Origin of the sequence: Dictyobacter aurantiacus (assembly GCF_003967515.1) — a bacterium.
Lineage (GTDB): Bacteria > Chloroflexota > Ktedonobacteria > Ktedonobacterales > Ktedonobacteraceae > Dictyobacter > Dictyobacter aurantiacus.
The window spans coordinates 5,688,960-5,711,823 of the sequence record NZ_BIFQ01000001.1 but is presented as its reverse complement, the minus strand read 5'-3'; the positions used below and the strand labels follow the sequence as shown (position 1 = coordinate 5,711,823).

The window sequence follows — 22,864 nt, the reverse complement described above, 5'->3', positions numbered from 1 at the left end:
GTTCTGTCGTATCAAATTCTTCCATTACCCATGGCGGCGATTACAGGGAGAGGACGGTTTCGAGAACGGGCTGCACGCATTCCTGCAGCGGCAGGGTGAACCAGAAGGTAGAGCCCTGGCCGGGCACGCTGTCGACGCCGACCTCGCCGTGGTGCTGCTCGATGATGCCTTTGCAGATGTGCAGGCCAACACCCAGGCCGACGTGGGGGACGCCCGAGTTGTGCTGACTATGGATGCCCGAGACGCGGTAGAAGCGGGTCCAGATGCGCTCCTGCTCCTGGGGCGGCAGGCCTGGACCCTCGTCGCTCACCAGGACCCTGACGCGCGCGCCGTCCTGCCGCAGGCGCACGGAGACAGGCCGGTCGGCCGGCGAGTACTTGAGGGCGTTGGAGAGATAGTTGGCGATGACCTGCCCGATACGGTCGGCGTCGGCGCAGACGATCAGCCGCGTCTCTTCGTCCTCCTCCAGTTCGATGCGGCGATTGGTGGCGATGGCGCGCTGACTCTCGACCGCCTGGTGTACAATCTGATTGAGCTCGCACGGCTTCTGGATCAGGCGCAGCTTCTGCCCCTGGATGCGCGAGGCGTCCAGTAGATCGTTGACCAGTCGCGTCTGCACCGTGGTCTGGCTGTAGGCATTACCCAACGCCTGCTGCACCGAGCGGATAATCTGATCATTGCGCTCCTGCTGCTCAGGTCCCGAGGGATCGGCCTCGTAGCGCCGCAATTTGCGCATCGCCAGCTGGACCGTGCCCTGGGTCGCCGCCAGGGGCGTCTTCAGCTCGTGACTGACCAGGCCAATAAAGTTCTCAAGCCGGTGCTGCGCCTCCCTGGCCTCCTCGGCCATCCGCTGCGCATGCACGCGGGCCGCCTCACGCTGCTGCACCATGGCGGCGATGATGATGCCGGCCAGCGCGAAGAAGATAAAGAAGACGACGCCGGAAAAATCGCCACGCCGGAAAAACACCGCATATGGCTCGACATAGAGCAGATCGATGACCAGCAGGCCCGCGCCAAGCGTAAAGATCGCCGGCCCAAACCCCCAGGTAAAGGCCACGCATATCATATAGAGATTTAATAAGGTGCTCGGGATGAAGGCCGGCATACCATCATGCCAGTGCGTCAGGCCCGACAGCAGGCCCGAAACCGCCAGTAAAAAACCGACCACGTAGCCAACAAGAGGATGCCTCCATGCCGATTGATGACTTAACGCGTAGGTGTGCCAATAAATTTTTCTACCAGGAGGTCTTCCTCTTGTCTCACCCATCTGCTCTATTGCTCCTCTCACTGTTGCCTGCCTTGCTCCTGCCGGGCGAATTAAGCACATCCTTATAATGACCTATTGCCTTAACATCGATTGTAACGAGAATTTACTCAGCATGTCAATTTAGCAAAACTTCCAATATCAACAATAAGTGCAATTCCATCTCTCGTCGCCAACCATACCAGCGAGCGGCGCGTCTGCGCAGTGGCCTGCGACCTTTATGGATATAAGAAATATCGATGCTATTACCAGCTATAACAAGCGAGGGGTATAGAATCATTGCTACCCATCAAAGGTACTATTCCACCGATGTGAAACTACCGTCCTTCCTATACCGTGTTGGTTGATGCGGGTAGCTCCATGCGATAAGTAGTGAGCAATTCCTTCACACGAAAAGGAGGCGCCATGATGGTCGAAGGTACACTGGTCAAGAGTAAAGGTAGCCCGGCCCTGGGGTACGGCTTCCTGTTCGGACTTATACAGGGGGTTATCCAGATCGTGGTGGGACTCCTGATCACCAATCTCCATCAACCAGCATTGACGCTCCCACTGAGTATGCTGGGGGTCCTCTTCGCGTTCTTCTTCTATTTCCTGGCGGGGGTGAAGGCGACACAGAGTACCGGTCGCGTGGGGACCGGCGCCTTCGCGGGCCTGTGGACGGCGGTCATCAGTGCGCTGCTGAGCCTGATCGCGGCCTACTCGCTGGCGACGGTCAACATCAATACGATGCGCCAGATAGGCCGGGCGGTGGTGGAGGACGCGGCCAGGCGCCTCAACCAGCCGATGCCGTCGACGGCCGATCAGTTTCTGCTGGGCGCTCTGACGATCTCTGGCCTGGGTGGCTTCGCCCTCTCGATGATCCTTGGCCTGCTGATCGGCGCTCTGGGCGGGCTGATCGGACGCGCCAGGACCTCTCGCTATAGCCGCATCTACGATACCGCTCTGAGCGTGACGCCGGGCGCTCCCAAACACAGTTAGGGTCGCGAACCACCTTGCTTAGGATTCGAGCGGCAGGTATCAGAGAACGCATCGCTTAGGCACATCGCGGTGCCCGGCGTCAAGTCACGTCGCGCTCGCGCTGCTGCCAAAAAAGATGGGAGCGCGACACATACGCAACCGCGCACATCCCGCGCCCCCTGCAGCCTGAAACTTCAGGCCGATCGAGGCATTGGAACCAGTTCTATCTTCTGCACTCCTATAGTTCGGATCGCATCTACCTGCACTATGATGACCAGGTAAGCGCGCGCAGGTGCCATCTCTGGTTAGCGCTCGAAGGATAATTTCTCGGATAGGTAATGACAGGAGTACCAGGAGCCGTATTGCTCCCCTGTACATCCAGTACATAGCCATTGAGCTGGCTGCTGATGTAACCGTCACGCGTAAAGTTCCAGCGCTGATTGCTGCTGGCAGGAACGTTGCGCGGATAAGAGATGACCGAGGCTCCCGGCGAGGTGCTAGCACCTCGTACATCCAGCACATAACCATTGAGCATCGAAGTAATGTAACCGTCGGCGCTAATATACCAGACCTGATTTAAGGTCAGAGGACTGTTCGCGGGATAGTTGATTATCAGAGTACCAGGAGTGGTGCTGGCACCCTTGACATCGAGCACATAGCCGTTGAGGTAGCTCTGGATCACATACAGACCCGGCATGACACGGTAGTGGATGGGAGGGCCAATGGGAGTAGGCCTGGGGGGCATCGGATGGGGGGGCGGTGGCACGGGATCATTGCCGGCCGCGTGTGAGCCCTGTGGCATTCCCAGTGCCAGCCCGGCGGCACCAAGGGCACCGGCGGCCGCCAGCTTTAAAAAACGGCCGCGCGACAACTGCTGATTATGTCTATCCCAGATTTCTTCATGGGAATCAAAAACATTTTCGTCTTGAATCACATCTTTCTCCTTCTTCTATTCCATCTCCACATTTGCCAACCAGTCCCTACCATCAGTATAAATACATCTTCAACCGAAAAACATGAATTTACTACTCTTATCCTGCTGCGCGCATAAGATTTTTATGTTTTTGCATGGTGGTGTCAGGCGTGCGGCCAGCGCACGCCTGACACCACCATGCAAAAACACAGGGCGTCCGCGTAGGCGGACGCCCGTGCGGGGGCTCTCAGGCTCCCCTGAACGACATTACAGCAGGTCCTATTAGCCGCGCGGCTCAAATCTGAGGCGCATAGACTCAACATGGTACAGCGGCCCCGGCCCCATAGGAATGGGATCGTTGGAGACCCGCTCGATACTTTTGAATTGCTGGAACAGCATCTGGCAGATCATGCGTGATTCCAGCCGTGCCACGGGGGCGCCCACGCAAAAGTGAATGCCGTAACCAAAGGTGAGATGGCGGTTGGGCTCACGCAGGATATCGAAACGATTTGGATCGGGGAAGTATTCGGGATCGCGGTTGGCGGACGCGTTCCAGGCCTGAACGATCGCTTTGGCCGGAATGTGCTGGCCGCGCACCACGGTATCGACGGTTGTGCGGCGCACGCTGATCCAGAACGGCGGCAGGTAGCGCAGGACCTCTTCCAGCGCGGATGGAATCGCTTCATGGTGCCGCATCAGGTGGTCCAGCGTAGCGGGAAAACGGGTAAAGCAGTAGAGGGCGTTGTTCAGCAGGTTCTGCACCGTCTCCTGACCCGCTACCACGAGCAGGACGCAGAACTTCAGGATCTCGTCGTCGGTCAGACGATCACCGTTGACATCGGCGGCGATTAAATCGGAGAGAAGCCCTTCATGTGGCTGGCGACGCAGTTCGGTCAGCTTATCCTTGAAGTAATCATAGACCTGTTGCCCCATGCGATTCTGCTCAATCGAGGCCTCCTCACGCGACCTTGGAGGAGTATCCTTATCCGTCCCCCGGACCCAATGGACAACGAGGGGCCAGTCCTGCTCCGGCACCTCAAGCATGACGGCGATCGCACGCGTCGTTAAGGGGAAGGTGAACTCGGAGACGATCTCAACCTCCTTCTTCTCACGCATCTGGTCAAACAATGTCTGCGCCAGCGGGATTGCATTGTTGGCGATACGGGTTATGGCGGCCTTTGTAAAGCCCTGATTGGCCAGGTAGCGCAGCCGGCGATGAACCGGTGGGTCCAGGGCCACAATCGTCTCGCGCAGAAAGGCGTTATGAGAAAAGTTTGGCACGTCTTCTGAAGAGAACGTCACCGGATCATTAATCACCTGGTACACATCATCGTAGCGGAATATATTCCAGCCGCCATTTTCATCGCGGGACACCGGGTAATTGGCCCGCATATACTCGAACCAGCCAAATCCCTGCCCAATCTCATCAAAAGGAGTCCCGACTGCCCTCGCAGGCTGTGCCTGTTTATTCTGTTGTTGCATCGATCAACCTTTCAGCCTTCGCATTTAGCATTTAAAAACATCCTCTTCAACCTATCCGCCACCAAGCCTGCCCTCTTGCACCAACAGGCTCACGCGATAACTGAGCGAGGAAAGACACGTTAAAAGTCATGCATACGAGTTGCGGCTCGCACCCGACAAGCCCATCCTTCTATTATTCTACCTACAAATGCCCTTTTTGCAAAATGGAGGCCAAGAATAGGACTTACACCCATTACCTGGAGGCATGTGAACGCTTCCACACGCGCGTTCGCTGCGCAGCCCGCGCTGTTTTTTGCTGGTGGTGCATGGAGTGGGGCGCTTCCGCGCACCCTACCCCACCAGAAAACGGACACACAAATAATCCCTTTTTGGAAAACACGTTTGCAGCCGATAAACCGGTTCCCATCTATACATTCATATTTAATATCGTCATCGTAGGTGCCGGGCTTGCCGCGGCCTGGTCGCGCAGCGACTCCGTGCCCGGTCACGCGCCTTACGCCTACGATGACGAGGTGGAGGAAACAGTGGTTTCGGTGGTGGTTGGCGTGGGCGGTTCGGGTTTATTGCGGCGGCCGCGCTGCATGAGCAGGAAGATGGTCAAACCATAGAGAGGGATCAGTCCGATCAGCCAGCCGACCCATGTGGGTAGCGCGGGTGGCGCGGTAGCCTCGATCGGCACGCTGGCCTGACCCTGGCCCTGCGGACCATTGACGGTAATGTCCAACTCCCACAGACCTTGAACGGTGATCTCGGCGGTCCCCTGGATGCCGTTGCGTACCCGCGAGTCGGAACTCAGTCCGGCGCGCACCGGGGTGGCCGGCACGTCCCCCGGCATCGGTACCGACGAGACATCATAGGTGAGCGTGCCGTTGATGGGCCGCTGCGGCTCGATCGAGAAGGGGAGCGCGTAGCTGGCATGAGCCGGGTAGGTATACAGGTTGACCGTCAGGGGATAGGGACCGGCGTTGACCTTGACAACCTTGACCGGGGTGCTGCCATGCGTGGTGGCGACAATGGAGTAGGCGAGTTCTCCCAGTACGGCCAGCAGGGCCAGCACCCCTACGCCGAGCAGCGCGAATTGTAGTGGTTTGGGCATCGTTCTAGCTACCTTTCCAGATTGGATATCGATTCGCCAATGTTACGCCCCAGTCGCGTCCCGATATAGGTTACTAGCAGGCCCGGCACAAACGAGATCAACGAACCCGTCACACCTAAAACCGCCAGTACCAGAACAAAGAAGGCGGGTCGCAGCGTCATGATGGGGAACATACTGATCGCACAGGCCAGGGTCAGGAAGAGGGCCTGCTTGCCGCTGGACCACTGCTTACGCGTGGCGCGCCGCATCACCAGGTCGATCAGGATGGCTGTCAGCAGCGGGCCCATAAACCATTCCAGCGCCACGGCGGAGGTGAGGGGGTGCGCCCGGCGATAGGTCAACCGCTCCACGCCAACCAGCCAGTCCGTGGCGGGCTGCACATACACGGCCATGACGGCACCCAGCAGCAGGTAGACACCCGCCACCGCCGTGGCCGACCAGCGCCAGGGCAGCGCGTAGGCCGCCGCCACCAGCACAAAGGCGGTCAACAACCCCGCCAGCAGCGGGAAGAAGTTGAAGTAGGCAAAGCCAAGGTTGAGCGAGCGCTGCACCGTGAGCGAATCAAACAGCAGCAGGGTAAAGATGGCCAGCACGGTGGCCAGCGCGATCATCACACCGATGCGCGCGGCACGCCTGGAACGGATCCCCGCCGCCAGGTTGGCGGCTGAGGCCAACATATAGGCGGACCCGAGCGCGACCACGCCCATCCCCACCACAAACATCACGTGGAAGGGGGCCCAGATCGCCACGTCGATGCCATACAGGGCGTGCCAGTAAGCGTCCAGTGGGAAAGCCACCGCCGCGTCCAGGGCCGCGAAACCAACCACGTAGGCGCCCAGCGAGCCCGAAAAGACGCTGGCGAACGAGGTACTGGCACGAGCCACCTGCGCGTCGCGGCGCGCCCATACGCTCTCCAATACAACCGCTACCAGTCCCGAGACACCGCTGATGGCCACCCCGCTCAGCATCAATATATGCGGTGGAATCAACGTGCGGTCGCGCCCCAGAAACGTATGCCACTGAATATCCCAGCTGGTCCCCTCTAGAAAAACGATCGCGCCCAGCAGCGCCACCAACCCGAGCACCAGGCGCATCGTTCCCACCATGCGCAACAGATGCCCCTGAGATAAAGTACGGCCAACGACGGTCTTCCCATCCAGAGTTCTGGCCATAAGAAATTCCCTTTCGCTTCACTCTATATTGATGCAGCAAACTTATTGAACAATACACACCTTAAACATACAGCCTATCATTAATATGTACAAATGAAGCATATCCATAACGTGTTACGAAGATATGGCAGAATTGTTACAGATTCAATGATTCGCCCGCATTTTATACCATCGCACCATAATCTCCCATCATAGGTGTCGTACGCCCTGGTGCGGGGTCGCGGCGCTCCAAAGCCAGGACAAGCCTGGCCCCGACGATGGATGATTTATCCGTATATATTGACAATTACTTATGCTGTTCGTTATCATGGTTATTATACCTTATAAAAATAACATTCCATATTACCTTCTCACCGTTTTATCATGCATCTACGAAGGGCGGCTACGCGATGAAGACCTATGATGATATCGCCGAGTGGTACGATCAATGGATCGGCACCTCCGCGATGGGGGATGATCCCATCTTTGCCGAGGTGGCGGCGCTGATGGGCGACGTCAGCGGACGGCGTATCTGCGATCTTGCCTGCGGCCAGGGCCGCGTGGCGCGCTACCTGGCCCAATCTGGTGCCCGCGTCGTCGGTGTCGATCTCTCCGCGAAGTTGCTGGCCATCGCGCGCCGCCATGAAGAGGCCGATCCACGCGGCATCGAATATGTACAGGCCGACGCCCGTCAGCTCGATGAACCACTGGCCGGCACGTTCGATGGCGTGCTCTGCTTTATGGCGCTGATGGACATCCAGGATCTGGCCCCCACGTTCCACGGCGTCACGCGCATCCTGCGGCCCGGCGGCTGGTTTGTCTTCTCTATCCTCCATCCCTGCTACCATACCTCTCGCTCAGGAGAAATGGAGACGGCCGAGGGAACTGTGCGCACCATCGGACGCTACTTTGAGGAGGGACACTGGCGCTCCGATACACGCCCGGGACCTCCCGGTCGCGTCGGCTCATATCACCGCACGCTCTCAACCTATCTCAACACACTCACCGCTGCCGGCCTGCAGCTTGTACGCCTGAGCGAACCCCAACTATCCCCATCCAACACCAACAGAGCTGTCTGGAGCGATGTCCCCAGCATCCTGATCGTGAGCAGCCGCAAGCCTTAAGGCACACACCACGGCTATAAGCAAATCAATGCGGCGCCAGGCTAATGCAGGCAGCACAAAAGGGATCAGGCCGCCTGCATTAGCTGTACCATTCAAGTGTGTGCATGTTATAATGCATACACTTGATTTGTCTCTGCTATAGCAAATATAGGAAATCGTGGCATGAACCAACATTTTGAACTGATTATCACGACAGGGCTACTGGTGCCGATGCTGGGAAGTGTCGTGCTCTTTTCCCTGCTCACTATCAGTCTGCTATTCGCGCGCGCCAGAATCTATCCCTACCCGCTCTATAAGCCGATGCTGCTCAACCTTTTTCTGGCCTGGATCCCCATCGTCTGCGTCAGCCTGGCGCTGTTCTTCTTTCTAAGCGCTGGCTCCTCCCAGTTGTGGCTGGTCATTCTGCTGCTCTGTATCTGGTTTGTCTTCTTCCCCAATTCCACCTACCTGGTCACCGAGTTCCACCACCTGAAAGAAGAGGTCAACACGGTCCCCTTCTGGTTTGATACCATCGTGATCCTGTCGCTGGCCCTGTGTGGAGTACTGCTGGGGAGCTTCTCGCTGCTCCTGGTTCATCGCATGCTGGACCTCTATCTGCCTCCGGCCTTCTCCTGGCTGATCTTCATCGTCTATCTCTTCCTCTCCAACGTCGGCATCTACATCGGTCGCTTCCTGCGCTTCAATAGCTGGGATGTCCTGATCAACCCGCTGGGGCTGGCGCGCCACGTCCTAAGCGTGTTCAAAGACCGGCAGAAGGCGCGCAGCCTGCTGCTGTTCTCGGTCCTCTTCACCGTCTTCCTGCTCGCCTTCTACGTCTTCCTCTATAGCGCCGTCACCCCGATCATCTGGGCGCTGGAAACGCTGATCCGCCAGTACCCGTCCCTGCCACGGTAGATGCCCGATGGCGGTACGACATGACAGATCTGCGGGCCAGGAAACGAGAAGATATATGCCAGGGTAGGGAGGGATAGCCATAAAAAAACACACATAGGCAGTGTCCAATTCGATTGCGCGCAATCGAATTGGACACAACGCAACAAGAAAAAACACAGCAGATGCAGGTAGGTGATACGATAAAAAATGTGCGCTGTAAAGCGCGCAATTGAATTGTGCACAATTCAATTACCTACAATGTAACGAGGAAAAAAGAAAATATGACCACCCCTCTGGACAACAATTTATTTGCCCGCGTAGTGAAGAAGATCGATCCTGTGGGCACGTTGCTGGATAGTCGAGAACTCAAGGGTGGCGTATCGGCACAGGTGACGGTGCTGGAGGCGCGGCTGGCTGCTGGAGAGATGAAAAAGATGATCGTGCGCCGGCATGGGGCGAATGATCTGCGGCGCAACCCACAGATCGCGGCCGATGAGTTCAGGCTGCTGCGCGCGCTGCACAACGCCGGTCTGGCGGTGCCGGAGCCATACTACCTCGATCAATCGGGCGAGATCTTCGCGACGCCTTACGTGGTCATCGAGTACGTCGAGGGCGAAACGATCTTGGCGCCCGCGCAGGCTCCCGCGCCTATCCCACAGATGGCCGCCCACCTGGCCAGTATCCACGCGCTCGACGCCGCGCGGCTGAACCTCTCCTTTCTGCCGGATATGCAGCAGATCTGGAGTGAGCGGCTGCAGACCCCACCCGCTGCGCTCGATGTCACGCTCAGCGAGGGACGCATCCGGGATGCACTGAACGCCATATGGCCTCCACTGCAACACAATCCACCTGCATTACTCCATGGTGACTTCTGGCCCGGCAACATGCTGTGGCAAGATGGACAACTCGCCGCCGTTGTCGACTGGGAGGACGCCGCCCTGGGCGATCCGCTGGCCGATCTGGGCAATAGCCGCCTGGAGATCCTGTGGGCCTTCGGCCGCGAGGCGATGGAGGAGTTTACGCGGTGCTACCAGGTGCTGCGAACCATCGACTACAGCAATCTCCCTGTCTGGGACCTCTGCGCCGCCCTGCGGCCGGCCGGTCAGCTCTCCACCTGGATCGCCGATCCCGACAAAGAACGCAGGCTCCAGGCCGGCCACCACTGGTTCATCACCCGCGCCCTTGCCCGGCTTTAATCATGAGGCGAGGCGGGAAGCGCCCGCAAGGGGCGCACCTACGCGGTTTGGGGGACGGCGGGAAGCGCCCGCAAGGGGCGCACCTACGGTTTGGGGGACGGCGGATGGTGACGGATATTCTGGGCCTCGGCCATAATATCCTCCGTCCCTTCACGAACACGAGAGGCGGTGCGCCGGAACTGCAGCTCGGTCACGCCCGCTACAAACGAGAGCCGCTCTTGCAGGGTATCCAGCGCGGCCTCAGCCCTTTTCATCTGCTGCTGGCCGGCAGGCCGCTTGCGCGCGGAGGGCTTCTTCTTCTTCGTCTCGGGACCACCCCTGGCACGCAGCTGCGTGCCAAACTGCTGCACACGCCGGGTGGAGCGGGCGGCCAGAGCCCCGATACGCTCCCCTACCCGGTCGAGTATCTGCTCGGCCCGTTCTACTTCTGGTACACGACCCATCAGCGCTACCCTCCTGACCCCTTAGCAGCCGTCGCCGGATGGGCGCCGGCACCTCGCTGAGTCTGTTCAAAACTGCGACCGACACTACGAGCGAAGGAGTTAATGGCATCGCCCGCCATCAGCACTCCGGCCGTTCCATATACCAGACCCTGGCGAATAAGTTTGCGCGCACGCGGAGAGAAGATGACGGCGACCACGGCGGCGGTCACGGCAATTTCAGGCTCCACAAAATCTTCGGGCTCCATAGTCTGCCACTCCTTTCATCGGATAATCAATCGGTCCAGATATTTTAGCCGAAAGACGAGCATCACCGTCCCTCCCCTCCAAGGAGAGCTCTGGCTACACATGATGCTCTGCCACGCGTGATTAAAAACAGATACTGCCCACACGCATTCGTGACCAAAAAAGATACACCGCTGAAAGAGGGAGAGACCCACAAAATTCATCATGAGGGGAGGGGCCGAAGGCCCAAAAAAGGTGAAAGAGCCTCTTCACACAGAGGGAAAAAGCGCGCAGTGACAGAAACGCTTGCTCGCGTTTGCATTCTAGCTACTAAGCAAGACTTATCTGCGAGGAGCGGGGTTGGGAGATCATGGCATTGAGAATAGCGGAAAACGCTGCCATCGCCAGCTTCATAACCAGGTCCGTCAGCAGATCAATGAGGAGTTTCATCAGAAACTCGAAAATGATACCCCAGATCATACAGTAGCTCCTTTTCTAGTGATAAGCGATTTAATATCATTTATCATTTAATTATGGTGTGTAACCCACAATATATAGTCTCTTCATTCACTCGCCATTTTACTCTCCTATTGTTAAGGCTAAGTTAAATATATGTTAATTTAGCGATTATAAATACAGGCAAGATAATTGTAACTGGTTGTACCTGGTGATGCGGCGGGCGGATGCACGCCCGCCGCATCACTATACAAAATAACCCCTTGAATACGACAGGTGTGAAGGCCTGGGCGAATCTCCTGGCAGTAAGACGCCACCCCAGGGTAGGAATGGGTATTTGTCCTTTTCTGTAGACTATTCCTATCATACATATTTCCTGGCTATCAGCTATAAGAAAGAAAAGAGGAAGAAAGAATATGGAACCTGCGGATTTTGTGGAACCTGAAATTGCGGTGACCGCGGCGATCACGGCGGCTATCTGTTCCCCCGGCGCGCGTAAGGCTATGCGTAAGGGTCTGGTGTATGGCATAGCCGGCGTTCTTACCGCTGGCGATGTCGTTACATCCTTCGCGCGCAGTATGCGTCAGGGGGTCGAGCAAACAGGCAATGGCAAAGCGGCGGCCACCGCGGTTAAAGAGGAGGCGGCTCAGCCTTCCAAAAAAGCTGAGATAAAGGCGGTTGAGCCCGAGGCGGCCGAGCCACAGCGCAAGACCACCAAAAAGAAGTCGACGGGAGGGAAATCCGCATGACACAGACGCGGGAACATGAAGCGATGCCAGGGGCAGCGGCGCGGGCCGAGCTGATCGCGTCCGTGGCGGGCGGCCAACTCGGCACCTGGGTTGGACTGGCGACGCGGCGCTTGCTGCAGGCGACACAGACGCTACGCGATGGAGCCAGCCAGATGGGTGCATCCGTCACCTCAGAGACGACGAAGCAGGCATCCGCCGGCGGTCAGTTGCCTCCGACGATGGAGAGGGCGGAAGTGCTGGTGGAACGGCTGGGACAGTGGTCCCAGGAGGCCGGGGTGCAGACGCAAAAGACACTGGCTCGCCTGTGGGAAGATACCGAAGATATGTATATGGAAGCTCAGGATATGCGGGCGCGGTGGAAAAAATTGTAAAATTGCCATAGTATAATAGTGTTCGCTTGTTTACTGATGCTGTCGTTTGTCTGAGCCAATCTATCATGCTCTTGAAACGCAACAGAGAGCGGCTGATCGATGTACTCGAGAAGGGTGGGGTGATTGCCATGAGCGTAGCGGGAACGATTGATGTGCTGCATACTATAACGGGCCGGGTGCGCGTCCATGTGCCGGACTGGTCGGGACAGGGGAGGCGCCACGTTGAGATGCAGCTGCAGCAGTTGCCAGGTGTCGAGCGGGTTCAGGCCAATCCGGTCACCGGCAATATACTGGTGCTCTTTGATCCCACTGTTCAGAGCGAGCAGTCCATCCTGCAGGCCGTCCAGGCGCTTGATCTGGAGCAGATTAATGCGCGGCCAGCCGAGCCCGAGCCGCCTCCAGTCGTCCACGAGAAGGAGGGGAAAACGGTGCGGGCGCGCATTGCGGTGCGCGGGCTGGACCGCGATCCAGAGCTGGCGAGCCGGGTAGTGGAGCAGTTGGAGAGGCGTCCGGGGGTGCGCGCGCGCGCCAATCCCCTGACCGGTCGCGTGCTGGTAGAGTTTACGGAGCACGAGGAGCAGTTGGAAGACCTGATCTCGGAGGTGGCCGACATGGAGCTGCCCGAGCTGGTCGGTGAGGATCGGCCGGCCTATCCGCTCGATCCCACTCCTCTGATCCAGAGTGTGACACGCATGCTGGGTACGGGCCTGGGTCTGGGCTTTCTGGCCGTCCGGCGCTTCATTGGCCAGCAGGAGCCGCTACCTGGCGCGGGGACGGCCGCGTATGCCGCGGGCGTCATCGGTCTGCTGCAGGGCTTCCCACCTGTGCGCCACGGGATGCGTCGCGCGTTTGGGCGCTCTGTGGCCGATCTGCTCTTCTCTATCCCCAATATCATCCTGCTGACGCTGTCGAGCAGTCCACTGGGTCTGGCGGTCGCCGGGGGCGAGTCGCTGCGTCTCTTTACGGAGGTGCAAGCGCGGCGCGCGGCCTGGCGGGCTCATGAGAAGCGCGTGGCCCAGGCTCCTTCGGCGCGGGCCAACGCGCGCCTGCGCATGGAGAGCGACGAGTGTGTGCCCCTGAAGGCGCAGGTGCTCGAAGGCATGGGGACGGCGATTGGACTCGATGGGATGCCGCTGCCCGCCTATCCAGGCTCGTCGGTGCCGCCCGGAGCGCGTCTCTATGGAGGTCCATTTGTGGTACAGCTCAGCGGCGAGAAATCATTTAAGCGCTTTACACCGCAGCGACGCGGCGAACCACCCTCCCCAACGCTCTACGATCACTATCAGCGCATCCAGGCTCCCGTCTCGCTGGCCTACGCCGCTCTGACTGGCCTGCTCACAGGCTCGCTGGGACAGGCATTCACGGCCCTCTTGCTCGTCAATCCGCGCACAGCCACTATCGGGATCGATAGCTCGGAACTGCATGCCAATGCGTATGTGTTGCGCGCCGGTGTGACGGTGGTGGGCACGCGACCCGGCAGGAGCATCCGTCGTCCCCACCTGCTGCTGTTGGATAACGCGCGCCTACTCAGCGAGCGGCTTGAGCTTACCAACGCGCTGTCGCTGAGCGAAGACCTGGAGGCGGCAGAGGCATTGATGATGGCGGCTGGCATCAGCGCGGCCTCCGGTTCACCATGGGGAACTATCTTCCGCGCAGCCCGCATGATCTCGGCCACCGGGGGGAGCTTCGATAGCAGGAGCGCGCGCGCCACCATCGAGGATATCACCTACACCCTGGGACCAATAGAGGATTGGCAGTCTCTGCCGGAGGCCGCCTCGCTGCGCCAGCGCGGCAACTATGTCCTGGTCCTGCGGCGCGAGCGCGAGCAGCGGCCACTGGCACTCTTCGCGCTGCGGCCATGCCTCTCTCCGGAGGTCACGACGCTGGTGGAGGCCTGCCAGCGCGCCGGGGTCGGGCTGGCCTTGCTGTCCCAGGGGGATGAGCTGGTGCTGCGCGCGCTGGCCCGCCGGGCGCATATCGACCTGATCGAAACTGGTTCCGCCCTCGACGTCATCGCGGAACGGCAGCGGCGGGGGGAGATAGTCGCGTTCGTCTCGGATAACGTGTCGGCGATGGCGGGCTTCGCCGCCTGCGACCTGGCGATCGGGCTGAGCGATGATCGCAGCCGCTTTCAGGCGCGGGCGGATCTGCTGGCCCCGGACCTGGCGGCGGTGGCGGCGATCGTCGAGGCGGGAGCCAGGCGCGACGCTACCGTGCGCGACTCGGTGGTCCTCTCGGTTCTCTCTTCCATCGTTGGCATGGCCTGGGGCGTGCGCGGCATGCCGGCGGTCAGGACCGCCTCGCGCGTCGTCTACGCGACCTCCCTGGCGGCCCTGGCCGATGGCTGGCTGCGGCTACGCGGCGGCCGGCGTACGCAGGCGACCATTACGAGGCTGGTCGATCCACAGCCAGAGCGCTGGGGACGACAGGACGTTGACGAGGTGCTGGAGGCGCTGCATAGTAGCCGCAGGGGACTAACAAAGAGGCAGGCCAATGAGCGCCGGCGCGCCGCGCCGTCCCTCAAACAGAAGAACGCGCTGGGCGCGGCGATCATGGAACAGCTGCGTTCCCCGCTGACCGGTATCCTGGCGGCGGGGGCCGCGCTCTCCCTCGTCTTTGGCTCGATCGGTGACGTCGTCCTCATCAGCACCACTATTGTCGCCAACACCGTGATCAGCGTCTGGCAGGAGCGCAAGGCCAATCAGGTGGCGGAGGCCCTGCGCCAGATCGGCGTGTCGCAGGCCCGCGTGCTGCGCGACAATCAGGAGAAGACCATCCCTGCCGATGAGGTTGTGCCCGGCGATATCCTGTTGCTGGCCTCGGGAGATCGCATCGCGGCCGACGCCCGCATCATCGAGTCACTGAACCTGGAGGTGGATGAGGCCGCGCTCACCGGCGAGTCGTTCCCGGTCAGAAAAGTGGTGACGGGAGGCAGCGACAGCGACCGCATCGTGCTGGATGGCAGCAACGTGCTCTCCGGTACAGCGCACGCGGTGGTAGTGGCGGTGGGCGGCAAGACACGCATGGGGGCAACCAGGCTGGCGCTGATGGAAGAGAGCCAGCAACTCAATCCGCTGGGCACGCGCCTGAGCCGGATGCTAAAGGTCTTTCTGCCGGTTTCGGCGCTCGGGGGCGCCCTGGTGATCGCGTCGGGACTGCTCTGGAAGCAGTCGTTCCCTGGCATCCTGGCCATCGGGGCTACGGTAGCCCTGGCCGGCGTGCCGGAAGGATTGCCATTGCTCTCGCGCGTGGGGGAGACCGGCGTGGCCCACCGGCTGGCCAACCATCGGGCGGTGGTGCGGCGCCTCTCCTCGGTCGAGGCGCTCGGTCGCGTGGACGTGGTCTGCACCGACAAGACGGGCACGATGACGCGGGGACACCTGCAGCTGACCACGGTGGCCGATGCGCACCAGGAGGCCACGCTGTCGCCACACCTATCGCCCGAATTGACACGCGTGGTGCTGGCGGCGGCCCTGGCCAGCCCCCATCCCGATGAACAGGGCGCCCGGGCCCATCCAACCGACGTCGCCGTCGTCCAGGGGGCTATCGCGGCCGGCCTGGGGGAGCAGATCAGCCTTAAACACGACGTCGACCTCTCCTTCGATCCAGTGCGCTCGTTCTCGGTTGCCAGGATTCAGAACAGGCTCTATATCAAGGGCGCGCCGGAAACGATTCTGGGGCGCTGCGCCTTCTGGCAAGAGGATGGACAGCAAGAGCTCAACAAGGCGGGTCGGGCCATGCTCCTGAGCCGCTCGCTGGCACTGGCGGAAAAAGGGCTACGTGTACTGATGGTCGCCGAGGGTCCGGTGGATACGCGGATCGATGATCCGCAGCACCTTACCGCCCTGGGCTTCGTAGGCATCAGCGATCCACTACGCCCAACCGTGGCGGAAGCGGTCCTCCATTGCCAGCAGGCCGGCGTACGCGTGGTGATGATTACCGGGGACCATCCGGTGACGGCCCGCGCCATCGCGCGCGAGGCTGGCTTGCTCGGGGAATATGATGAGGTGCTCAACGCGGCCACCATCGCGGATCTGCAGAATGGCGAACTGGATCGGCTGCTGCAAAACGCCTCCGTCATCGCGCGGGCGACGCCGCTCGACAAGCTGCGCATCATCGAAAGCCTGCATCGCCAGGGCCATACGGTAGCGATGACCGGCGATGGCGTCAATGATGCGCCCGCCCTGCGGCTGGCGGACATCGGCATCGCCATGGGCAAGAGCGGCACCGAGGTGGCGCGGCAGACGGCGGATGTGGTGATTACCGACGACGATTTCTCGACGCTGGTCCAGGCCTGCGTCGAGGGCCGCAGCTTCTGGCGCAACATGCGTCGCTCGCTGGGACTGCTGCTGGGCGGCAACCTGGGTGAACTGGGACTGGTGGTGGGCGCCAGCCTGCTGGGCACCGGCATGCCGCTCACGGTGGCCCAGATCCTGGCCGTCAACGCGATCACCGATGTGCTGCCCGCGCTGGCCGTGATCCTGCAGCAACCCGAACACCGGAACCTGACGCAGCTGCGCCGCGAGGGCGCGGCCGCCCTGGACGCCCCCCTGCGCAATGAGATCCTGCGCCGGGGGCTGGCCACGACCGTCCCTTCCCTGGCCGCCTACCTGCTCACGCGCGGCCTCAACTCGCTCCCCGCGGCCCGCTCGGTCGCCTTCGCCAGCATCGTCACCACCCAGCTGGCCCAGACCCTGATGGCCGGCCGCTCCGAAGGCCACCTGACGCGTCCCGTGCTGGGAGCCGTCGGCGGCTCGCTCGGCGTCCTGCTGGCCGCCTTCACCATCCCACCGCTGCGCCGCCTGCTCAGCCTCGTCGCCCTCTCGCCATCCGCCCTGCTGCTCACCGGAGCCAGTGCGCTCTCAGCCGTCCTCCTCAACAGCCTGCTCTCCCAAACCAACCTCCTCACCAGCCATCCCCACCCCCACGTCCAGCCAGCGCCCGCGCGAGCATAGCTCGCGTGGGCCTGACCGCAGCCATACGTTCGGGCCTCGCGGCCGATTTTTGGATGCGCTCATCCCGCGTAGCCAGAGATGGGGAACTGCGTGCAGAGTTCTTGCACATGCGCGCTGACCTCGGCCCTGATGTGCTCGTCCAGGGTGTAGTGGCGCTCGTCGAGCTGCTGAACGGATGAGAGGACGCGGTCGATCAGCTCGGCGCAGATGCTCATCTCTTCTATGTACATGCCGCGCGCGGCGACGCCGTTGCTGCCCAGACGCAGACCACTGGTGACGAGGGCGGACCGGGTGTCGCCGGGGATGCGGTTCTTGTTGACGACGATGCCGCACTCTTCCAGGGCGCGCTCGGCGACGATACCGGTCAGGCCACTGCTGGCGATGTTCAAGAGGACCATGTGGTTGTCGGTCCCTCCGGTAAGCACATCATAGCCACGCGCTTTGAGCTCACGCGCCAGCGCCCGCGCGTTCTCGACCACGCGGCGCGCCAGCAGTTTGAAGGGTGGCGTGGCGACCATGCCCAGGGCGCGCGCCTTGGCGGCAATCGTGTTGAGGCTGGGTGTGCCCTGAAAGAAGGGGAAGGTGGCCTTCTGCAGCCGCTGGGACAGCGTGGTGCGCCCATCGGACGAAAGCTGCTCGTGGTCCTTCCCCATCAGGATCAGGCCGCCACGCGGACCGTAGAGCTGCTTGTAGGTGCTGGTGGTGGTGAAGTGGGCGTGGTCGATGGGACTCTGGTGCTCGCCGGCGGCCACGAGACCGGAGATGTGCGAGATGTCGGCCAGCAGGTAGGCGCCCACCTCGTCAGCGATGGCGCGAAAACGGGCGAAGTCGATGCTGCGTGGATACGCGCTCGCGCCCGCGACGATCAGGTCGGGGCGCGTCCGCAGGGCCAGGCGGCGCACCTCGTCGTAATCGAGCCAGTTGTCCTGGCCGACGTGATATTCAATGGCCTCAAACCACTGCCCGGTCAGCGAGGCCGGCGAGCCGTGCGAGAGGTGCCCACCGGAGTTGAGCCCCAGCCCCATGATGCGCGCGCCAGGACTGAGCAGGCTGCCGATTACGATCTGGTTCGCGCTCGTTCCGGAGTGCGGCTGTACGTTGGCGTAGCGCGCGCCAAAGGCGATTTTGGCGCGCTCGATGGCCAGGCACTCGATCTCGTCAGCGATTGAGCAGCCGCCGTGGAAGCGCCTGGATGGATAGCCTTCGGTGGTGAGGTTCCCGATGGCCGATCCCAGGCAGGCAAAGATCGATGGATCGGCGATGCTTGAGGCTGCCACCAGGGTCAGGGTGTTCAGCTGGCGCTGGTGCTCACGCGCCAGCAGCCCCTCAAGCAGGGGATCTTCCTCCCTCAGGACCTCAACACCCTTCTGTAAGAAGTCCTCTAATATTCGTTCAGTCATGCTGGCCTCCATCGGTGTGCTGGTCCGCTCCCCCAATCGGGGTGGCGCGATAGATAATTTCCGCTAGCTCGCTAGCATTGTGTTTGACAAAGTAGTGCCGGGCCCCCTCGATCACCTGCAGGTTGACCGCCGCACCAAAATATTCCCATTCGCGGTAGCGCTGGCTGTATTCACGGGTCGCGGCATCCTCGCTGCCAACGATGCACGTTACGGGCGCCCGCAGCCGGGCAGCGGGCGCCTCGTAGGCGCGCCTGTAATATTCGGCGGCGTTGAGCAGGTCGTGGCGTACGGCGTTGAGAATAAAGCGCGTATCGTCGCTCTCGAAGAGATCTTCAAATCCTCCCAGGTACTGCAGCCACTCCAGCAGCTCGTCGTCGGGGACCTCGCGGCCCATTTCGATGGAACGCGTGGGCTGGCGATCCGGCAGGGCCGCGCCCAGGTAGACGGCCGCGAGCTCGTGGCCTCGCTCTTCCAGCAGGCGGGCGATCTCAATCGTCAGGGCGACGCCCGCGCACTGGCCGTAGAGCGCCAGCGGTCGCTTGCCGACGGTCTGGACGATCTCCTCGACACAGGCATGCGCGACCTCTTCTAACGGCAGCAGAGGCTCCTCGCGCCGCGCGAAGTCGTGTCCCGGCAGGGCGACCGAGTAGAGGCGATATCCCGGTGGCAGACTGTTGGCCAGCGTTTGATAGGCCACGACGTTGCCCCCTCCATACGGCACACAGACCAGTGAGAGTTGGGCCTCGTCCTGCCGTCCCATGAGCTCGTAGAGCAGATGCGTCGAGGCGGCGGTAGTTGACCGGCGCAGGTGAGCAGCCAGCTCACGAATCGTGGCGTGGGTGAAAAAGTCGATCAGGGGCAGGGTCTCGCTGCACGCCCGGGCGGCGCGAATGGCCTTGAAGGAGTCTCCGCCCAGCTCGAAAAAGTTGTCGGTCACGCTGATCTGTTCGATGCCCAGCACGTCCGACCAGATGCGGGTGAGCCGGCGCTCAAGCTCGTCGGCGGGCGGCACGATATCCTGACGCGGCTGGCGCTGCGCCTGATCGGGCGCCGGCAGGGCCTTGCGGTCAACCTTGCCGTTCGGCGAGAGCGGCAGCCGCGCCAGAAAGACATAGGCCGCCGGCTGCATATATTCGGGTAGGCGGCCCTTTACCAGGGCGCGCAGTTCCACCGGCTGCGGCTGCGCCTCTCCCTCGGGGACGACGATATAGGCGACCAGCTGTCTGTCGCCGGCATGGTCCTCGCGCACAACGACGACCGCCTCGCGCACGGCGGCATGCTGCTTCAGCGTGGCCTCAATCTCGCCGAGCTCGATGCGCAGGCCACGGATCTTGACCAGGAAATCCATGCGCCCCAGCAGCTCGATCACGCCGTCCTCACGGTAGCGCGCCAGGTCGCCGGTCTTGTAGAGCCGCTGGCCCGGCTGCCGACTGAAGGGGTGCGGCACAAACTTCTCGGCTGTCAAGGCGGGCTGATTGAGGTAGCCGCGCGCCAGTCCGGCGCCGCCAAGATGCAGCTCACCCGCCACTCCGATCGGGACCAGTTGCGCGTTGGCATCGAGGATGTATGCCTCCTGATTGGCCATCGGACGCCCATAGGGGATGCTCTTCCAGCCTGGATCGGTCTCCTCTACCGGGTAGATGATCGAGTGGATCGAGGCTTCGGTCGCTCCACCCATGGTGATGAACTCGATTCCCGGCGCCAGCGCTTTGAGCCGTTCCGGCAGGCTCACAGGCACCCAGTCGCCTCCCAGCAGGGCCAGCCGCAGAGGTAGGGGCGCGATCCCCAGCTGTTCGCAGTGGTTGGCCAGCAGCACCAGCAGCGAGGGGGCGGAGTTCCAGAGCGTGACGCGCTTGCGTACGAGCATATCGGCCCAGCAGGCGGGATCTTTGGCGGCGGCCAGCGGCGGCAAGACCAGCGTGCCGCCAGCGGCGAGCAGTCCCAACACCTCGTAGACACACATGTCAAAACTCAGCGACGACAGGCCCAGCACGCTATCGTCGGGCCCAACGTTGAAGCGGCGATTGAGGTCGGTGATATTGTTGACAACGCCCTGGTGCTGGATGGCGATACCTTTGGGCGTCCCGGTTGACCCGGAGGTAGAGATCACGTAGGCCAGGTGCCTCGGGCCGACACCCGATACCGGAGGTGTCTGGGGTTCAGCCTCGATCCGCTTCCAGTCGGCGTCCAGGCAGACGACCAGCCCGCTTTGCTCAGGTAGATTGGTCAGCAGCCTCTGCTGTGTCAGCACAACGGGGGCGCGGGTCTCGCCGAGCATAAAGGCCAGCCGCTCGCGGGGATAATTGGGATCAAGCGGCGCGTAGGCGCCACCGGCCTTGAGGATACCCAGGATGCCGACGACCATCTCGATGGAGCGCTCGACGCACAGGCCTACGATAACATCAGGACCCACCCCCAACCGTTGCAGATAGTGGGCCAGCTGGTTCGCCCGGGCATCGAGACTGGCATAGCTCAGCTCTTGCTCTTCATAGCTCACGGCTACGGCCCGTGGCTGTCGCCGCGCCTGCTCCTCGAACAACTGGTGCAGGCAGCGGTCGGTGGGATACGCCGTCTGCGTCTGGTTCCAGTCCTCGACGGCCACGCGCCGCTCCTCTTCGGTCAATAGCGGCACGTTCTGGATGCGCTGTTCGGGCCGGGATGCCAGCCGTACGAGCAGCGTCTGATAGTGGTTGAGCATGCGCTCAATGGTTCCGACATTGAAGAGCGCGGTGTTGTATTCGAACTCGATGCTGATCTCGTCGCCCGGCTCACGGACGCTGACCAGGAGATCGAACTTTGAGGTTCCGGTCTGCAGGGCGAAGGGCTCCAGGTCGAGGCCCGGAAAGCTGCCACCCCCATCGCCTACGCTCTCGACACTCTGGAACAATACCTGGAACAGCGGCATGCGTCCCGGATCGCGCTCAGGATGCAGCTCCTGCACCAGCCGTTCAAAGGGCAGATCCTGGTGGGCATAGGCCCGCAGGCACTCGGCGCGCACCCTCTGCAGGGCCTCGTTGAATGTCAGCGATGCTGGCAGCTCGGTGCGCAGGACGAGCATATTGATAAAGAAGCCGATCAGGTCTTCTAGCTCGCGCCGCGAGCGGCCCGCGACCGAGGTACCGATCACGATCTCTTCCTGGCCGCTGTAGCGCGTGAGCAGGATCTGGAAACCGGTCAGCAGCACCATGAACAGGGTAGCCTGATTCCGCTGGCCGATCGCGCGTAGCCGCTCTTTGAGGCTGGCGGGCAGTAGTATGGTACGCTTCACGCCCTCTGATGAGGGACCCGGTTGGCGCGGGCGGTCGGTCGGCAGGCGCAGGGTGGGCAGGTTAGACAGGTGCTCGCGCCAGTAGCCGAGCAGTTCCTCCAGGCGGGGACCACGCAGGGTCTGACGCTGCCAGAGCGCGTAGTCGGCGTACTGCAGCGCCAGCGGCGGTAGCTCCAACTGGCGCTGCTGCCGATAGGCATCGTAAAGGGCCGCCAGCTCGCGGAAGAAGATTACAATCGACCAGGCATCCACAGCTATATGATGGAAGGCCAGCACCAGGACATGCTCGCGCTCGCCCAGAGCCAGCAGGCGCGCGCGCACGATGGGCCCGCGCACGATATCAAAGGGGCGCTGCGCCTCCTCGCAGGCCAGCCGATAGGCCTCGGCCGTGCGTTCTGCCTCAGGGAGGTCACGCAGATCATTGATCGGCAGCGGCAGCTCCACATCCGGGTTAATAAGCTGCACCGGCTGCCCATCCTCATGGACGCCGAAGGAGGTTCTGAGGACCTCGTGCCGGCGCACGATCTCTTTGAGCGCGCGGTGAAGAGCCGCACTGTCAAGCTCGCCGAGCAGCCGCAGCGCCAGCGGCGAGTTATAGGCCGCGTTGCCCGGCGCGAGCTGGTCGGTAAACCAGAGCCGCTGCTGCTCAAATGAGAGCGGGAGCGGCCCGCTGTCCTGTCCGCGCGCGGCAATGGTCGGCTCGGGCTGCGCGGCGCGCTGCTTCTGCTGGAGCCTCTGCTCCAGCATAGCCCGCTGCTCCGGCGAGAGGCTGGCGAGTCGCCTGGCTAAATCTGTCACACTGCACCCCCTGGATTATAATTACGATACCGGAAAACACGAAACGCCCCCGTATTGCTCTGTCAAAGTTCATTTGATGGGGGAGCGGGGATGCAAGGGGCGGCTAGCCCCTTGACTGGGGGCGCGGGGGCTGTGCCCCCGGCAAC

General features: G+C 61.6%; 17 protein-coding genes. 7 read left to right on the top strand and 10 right to left on the bottom strand.

Annotated features, from left to right (window positions below):
- Nucleotides 1-40: 40 nt before the first annotated feature.
- Entirely contained in the window at nucleotides 41-1,267 is a 1,227-nt protein-coding gene (locus tag KTT_RS23015; RefSeq protein WP_160146064.1) for a sensor histidine kinase, read from the bottom strand.
- Between the two features lie 402 nt (nucleotides 1,268-1,669).
- On the opposite strand from KTT_RS23015, the gene KTT_RS23010 reads away from it, so the two are divergent.
- A complete protein-coding gene (locus tag KTT_RS23010; RefSeq protein WP_126598635.1) occupies nucleotides 1,670-2,242 on the top strand; it encodes a hypothetical protein in 573 nt (190 codons plus the stop codon).
- A 244-nt stretch (nucleotides 2,243-2,486) separates the two neighbouring features.
- Here KTT_RS23010 and KTT_RS23005 read toward each other — a convergent pair whose 3' ends face one another.
- The 4 genes from KTT_RS23005 to KTT_RS22990 all read right to left on the bottom strand — a co-directional run bounded on the left by KTT_RS23005 (nucleotide 2,487) and on the right by KTT_RS22990 (nucleotide 6,884).
- Nucleotides 2,487-3,155, bottom strand: coding sequence for an RICIN domain-containing protein (locus tag KTT_RS23005; protein WP_126598633.1), 669 nt, complete (start codon nucleotides 3,153-3,155; stop codon nucleotides 2,487-2,489).
- Between the two features lie 261 nt (nucleotides 3,156-3,416).
- Nucleotides 3,417-4,616, bottom strand: a complete 1,200-nt coding sequence (locus tag KTT_RS23000) for a cytochrome P450 (RefSeq protein ID WP_126598631.1) — start codon at nucleotides 4,614-4,616, stop codon at nucleotides 3,417-3,419.
- A gap of 499 nt (nucleotides 4,617-5,115) precedes the next feature.
- Nucleotides 5,116-5,712 (bottom strand): hypothetical protein, encoded by a 597-nt coding sequence (locus tag KTT_RS22995; RefSeq protein WP_126598629.1) that lies wholly within the window; start codon nucleotides 5,710-5,712, stop codon nucleotides 5,116-5,118.
- A gap of 8 nt (nucleotides 5,713-5,720) precedes the next feature.
- Nucleotides 5,721-6,884 (bottom strand): hypothetical protein, encoded by a 1,164-nt coding sequence (locus KTT_RS22990; RefSeq protein WP_126598627.1) that lies wholly within the window; start codon nucleotides 6,882-6,884, stop codon nucleotides 5,721-5,723.
- 389 nt (nucleotides 6,885-7,273) lie between these two features.
- Between KTT_RS22990 and KTT_RS22985 the strand changes: the two genes are divergently transcribed.
- The 3 genes from KTT_RS22985 to KTT_RS22975 all read left to right on the top strand — a co-directional run bounded on the left by KTT_RS22985 (nucleotide 7,274) and on the right by KTT_RS22975 (nucleotide 10,056).
- Nucleotides 7,274-7,987, top strand: a complete 714-nt coding sequence (locus KTT_RS22985) for a class I SAM-dependent methyltransferase (protein WP_160146063.1) — start codon at nucleotides 7,274-7,276, stop codon at nucleotides 7,985-7,987.
- Nucleotides 7,988-8,149: 162 nt separating this feature from the next.
- Nucleotides 8,150-8,881 carry a DUF1361 domain-containing protein gene (locus KTT_RS22980; RefSeq protein ID WP_126598623.1) on the top strand — a complete coding sequence of 244 codons (732 nt, stop codon included), beginning with the start codon at nucleotides 8,150-8,152 and terminating at the stop codon, nucleotides 8,879-8,881.
- Between the two features lie 215 nt (nucleotides 8,882-9,096).
- Nucleotides 9,097-10,056, top strand: coding sequence for a phosphotransferase family protein (locus KTT_RS22975; protein ID WP_218030967.1), 960 nt, complete (start codon nucleotides 9,097-9,099; stop codon nucleotides 10,054-10,056).
- An 83-nt stretch (nucleotides 10,057-10,139) separates the two neighbouring features.
- Here KTT_RS22975 and KTT_RS22970 read toward each other — a convergent pair whose 3' ends face one another.
- The 3 genes from KTT_RS22970 to KTT_RS36245 form a co-directional block, all read right to left on the bottom strand.
- Entirely contained in the window at nucleotides 10,140-10,499 is a 360-nt protein-coding gene (locus KTT_RS22970; protein ID WP_126598621.1) for a hypothetical protein, read from the bottom strand.
- A 5-nt stretch (nucleotides 10,500-10,504) separates the two neighbouring features.
- On the bottom strand, nucleotides 10,505-10,744 hold the full coding sequence (locus tag KTT_RS22965) for a hypothetical protein (protein ID WP_126598619.1): 240 nt from the start codon (nucleotides 10,742-10,744) through the stop codon (nucleotides 10,505-10,507).
- 307 nt (nucleotides 10,745-11,051) lie between these two features.
- Nucleotides 11,052-11,201, bottom strand: a complete 150-nt coding sequence (locus KTT_RS36245) for a hypothetical protein (protein WP_160146062.1) — start codon at nucleotides 11,199-11,201, stop codon at nucleotides 11,052-11,054.
- Between the two features lie 392 nt (nucleotides 11,202-11,593).
- Between KTT_RS36245 and KTT_RS22960 the strand changes: the two genes are divergently transcribed.
- Genes KTT_RS22960 through KTT_RS22950 form a run of 3 tightly spaced genes read left to right on the top strand, consistent with a single transcriptional unit; the run spans nucleotide 11,594 to nucleotide 17,252 of the window.
- On the top strand, nucleotides 11,594-11,926 hold the full coding sequence (locus tag KTT_RS22960) for a hypothetical protein (RefSeq protein WP_126598617.1): 333 nt from the start codon (nucleotides 11,594-11,596) through the stop codon (nucleotides 11,924-11,926).
- On the top strand, nucleotides 11,923-12,297 hold the full coding sequence (locus KTT_RS22955) for a hypothetical protein (protein ID WP_126598615.1): 375 nt from the start codon (nucleotides 11,923-11,925) through the stop codon (nucleotides 12,295-12,297). Before KTT_RS22960 ends, KTT_RS22955 begins: the two co-directional genes overlap by 4 nt.
- A gap of 26 nt (nucleotides 12,298-12,323) precedes the next feature.
- A complete protein-coding gene (locus tag KTT_RS22950) occupies nucleotides 12,324-17,252 on the top strand; it encodes an HAD-IC family P-type ATPase (RefSeq protein ID WP_235845805.1) in 4,929 nt (1,642 codons plus the stop codon).
- A 59-nt stretch (nucleotides 17,253-17,311) separates the two neighbouring features.
- On the opposite strand, the gene glyA is transcribed toward KTT_RS22950, so the two are convergent.
- On the bottom strand, nucleotides 17,312-18,652 hold the full coding sequence (gene glyA / locus KTT_RS22945) for a serine hydroxymethyltransferase (RefSeq protein ID WP_126598613.1): 1,341 nt from the start codon (nucleotides 18,650-18,652) through the stop codon (nucleotides 17,312-17,314).
- Nucleotides 18,645-22,718 (bottom strand): non-ribosomal peptide synthetase, encoded by a 4,074-nt coding sequence (locus tag KTT_RS22940; protein WP_126598611.1) that lies wholly within the window; start codon nucleotides 22,716-22,718, stop codon nucleotides 18,645-18,647. Before KTT_RS22940 ends, glyA begins: the two co-directional genes overlap by 8 nt.
- Nucleotides 22,719-22,864: the final 146 nt, after the last annotated feature.

What these genes read in the sequence shown, in the direction of transcription:
- KTT_RS23015 (WP_160146064.1), bottom strand. Translation starts at nt 1,267, where the DNA reads ATGGGTGAGACAAGAGGAAGACCTCCTGGTAGAAAAATTTATTGGCAC.
- KTT_RS23010 (WP_126598635.1), top strand. Translation starts at nt 1,670, where the DNA reads ATGATGGTCGAAGGTACACTGGTCAAGAGTAAAGGTAGCCCGGCCCTG.
- KTT_RS23000 (WP_126598631.1), bottom strand. Translation starts at nt 4,616, where the DNA reads ATGCAACAACAGAATAAACAGGCACAGCCTGCGAGGGCAGTCGGGACT.
- KTT_RS22995 (WP_126598629.1), bottom strand. Translation starts at nt 5,712, where the DNA reads ATGCCCAAACCACTACAATTCGCGCTGCTCGGCGTAGGGGTGCTGGCC.
- KTT_RS22990 (WP_126598627.1), bottom strand. Translation starts at nt 6,884, where the DNA reads ATGGCCAGAACTCTGGATGGGAAGACCGTCGTTGGCCGTACTTTATCT.
- KTT_RS22985 (WP_160146063.1), top strand. Translation starts at nt 7,274, where the DNA reads ATGAAGACCTATGATGATATCGCCGAGTGGTACGATCAATGGATCGGC.
- KTT_RS22980 (WP_126598623.1), top strand. Translation starts at nt 8,150, where the DNA reads ATGAACCAACATTTTGAACTGATTATCACGACAGGGCTACTGGTGCCG.
- KTT_RS22970 (WP_126598621.1), bottom strand. Translation starts at nt 10,499, where the DNA reads ATGGGTCGTGTACCAGAAGTAGAACGGGCCGAGCAGATACTCGACCGG.
- KTT_RS22965 (WP_126598619.1), bottom strand. Translation starts at nt 10,744, where the DNA reads ATGGAGCCCGAAGATTTTGTGGAGCCTGAAATTGCCGTGACCGCCGCC.
- KTT_RS36245 (WP_160146062.1), bottom strand. Translation starts at nt 11,201, where the DNA reads ATGATCTGGGGTATCATTTTCGAGTTTCTGATGAAACTCCTCATTGAT.
- KTT_RS22960 (WP_126598617.1), top strand. Translation starts at nt 11,594, where the DNA reads ATGGAACCTGCGGATTTTGTGGAACCTGAAATTGCGGTGACCGCGGCG.
- KTT_RS22955 (WP_126598615.1), top strand. Translation starts at nt 11,923, where the DNA reads ATGACACAGACGCGGGAACATGAAGCGATGCCAGGGGCAGCGGCGCGG.
- glyA (WP_126598613.1), bottom strand. Translation starts at nt 18,652, where the DNA reads ATGACTGAACGAATATTAGAGGACTTCTTACAGAAGGGTGTTGAGGTC.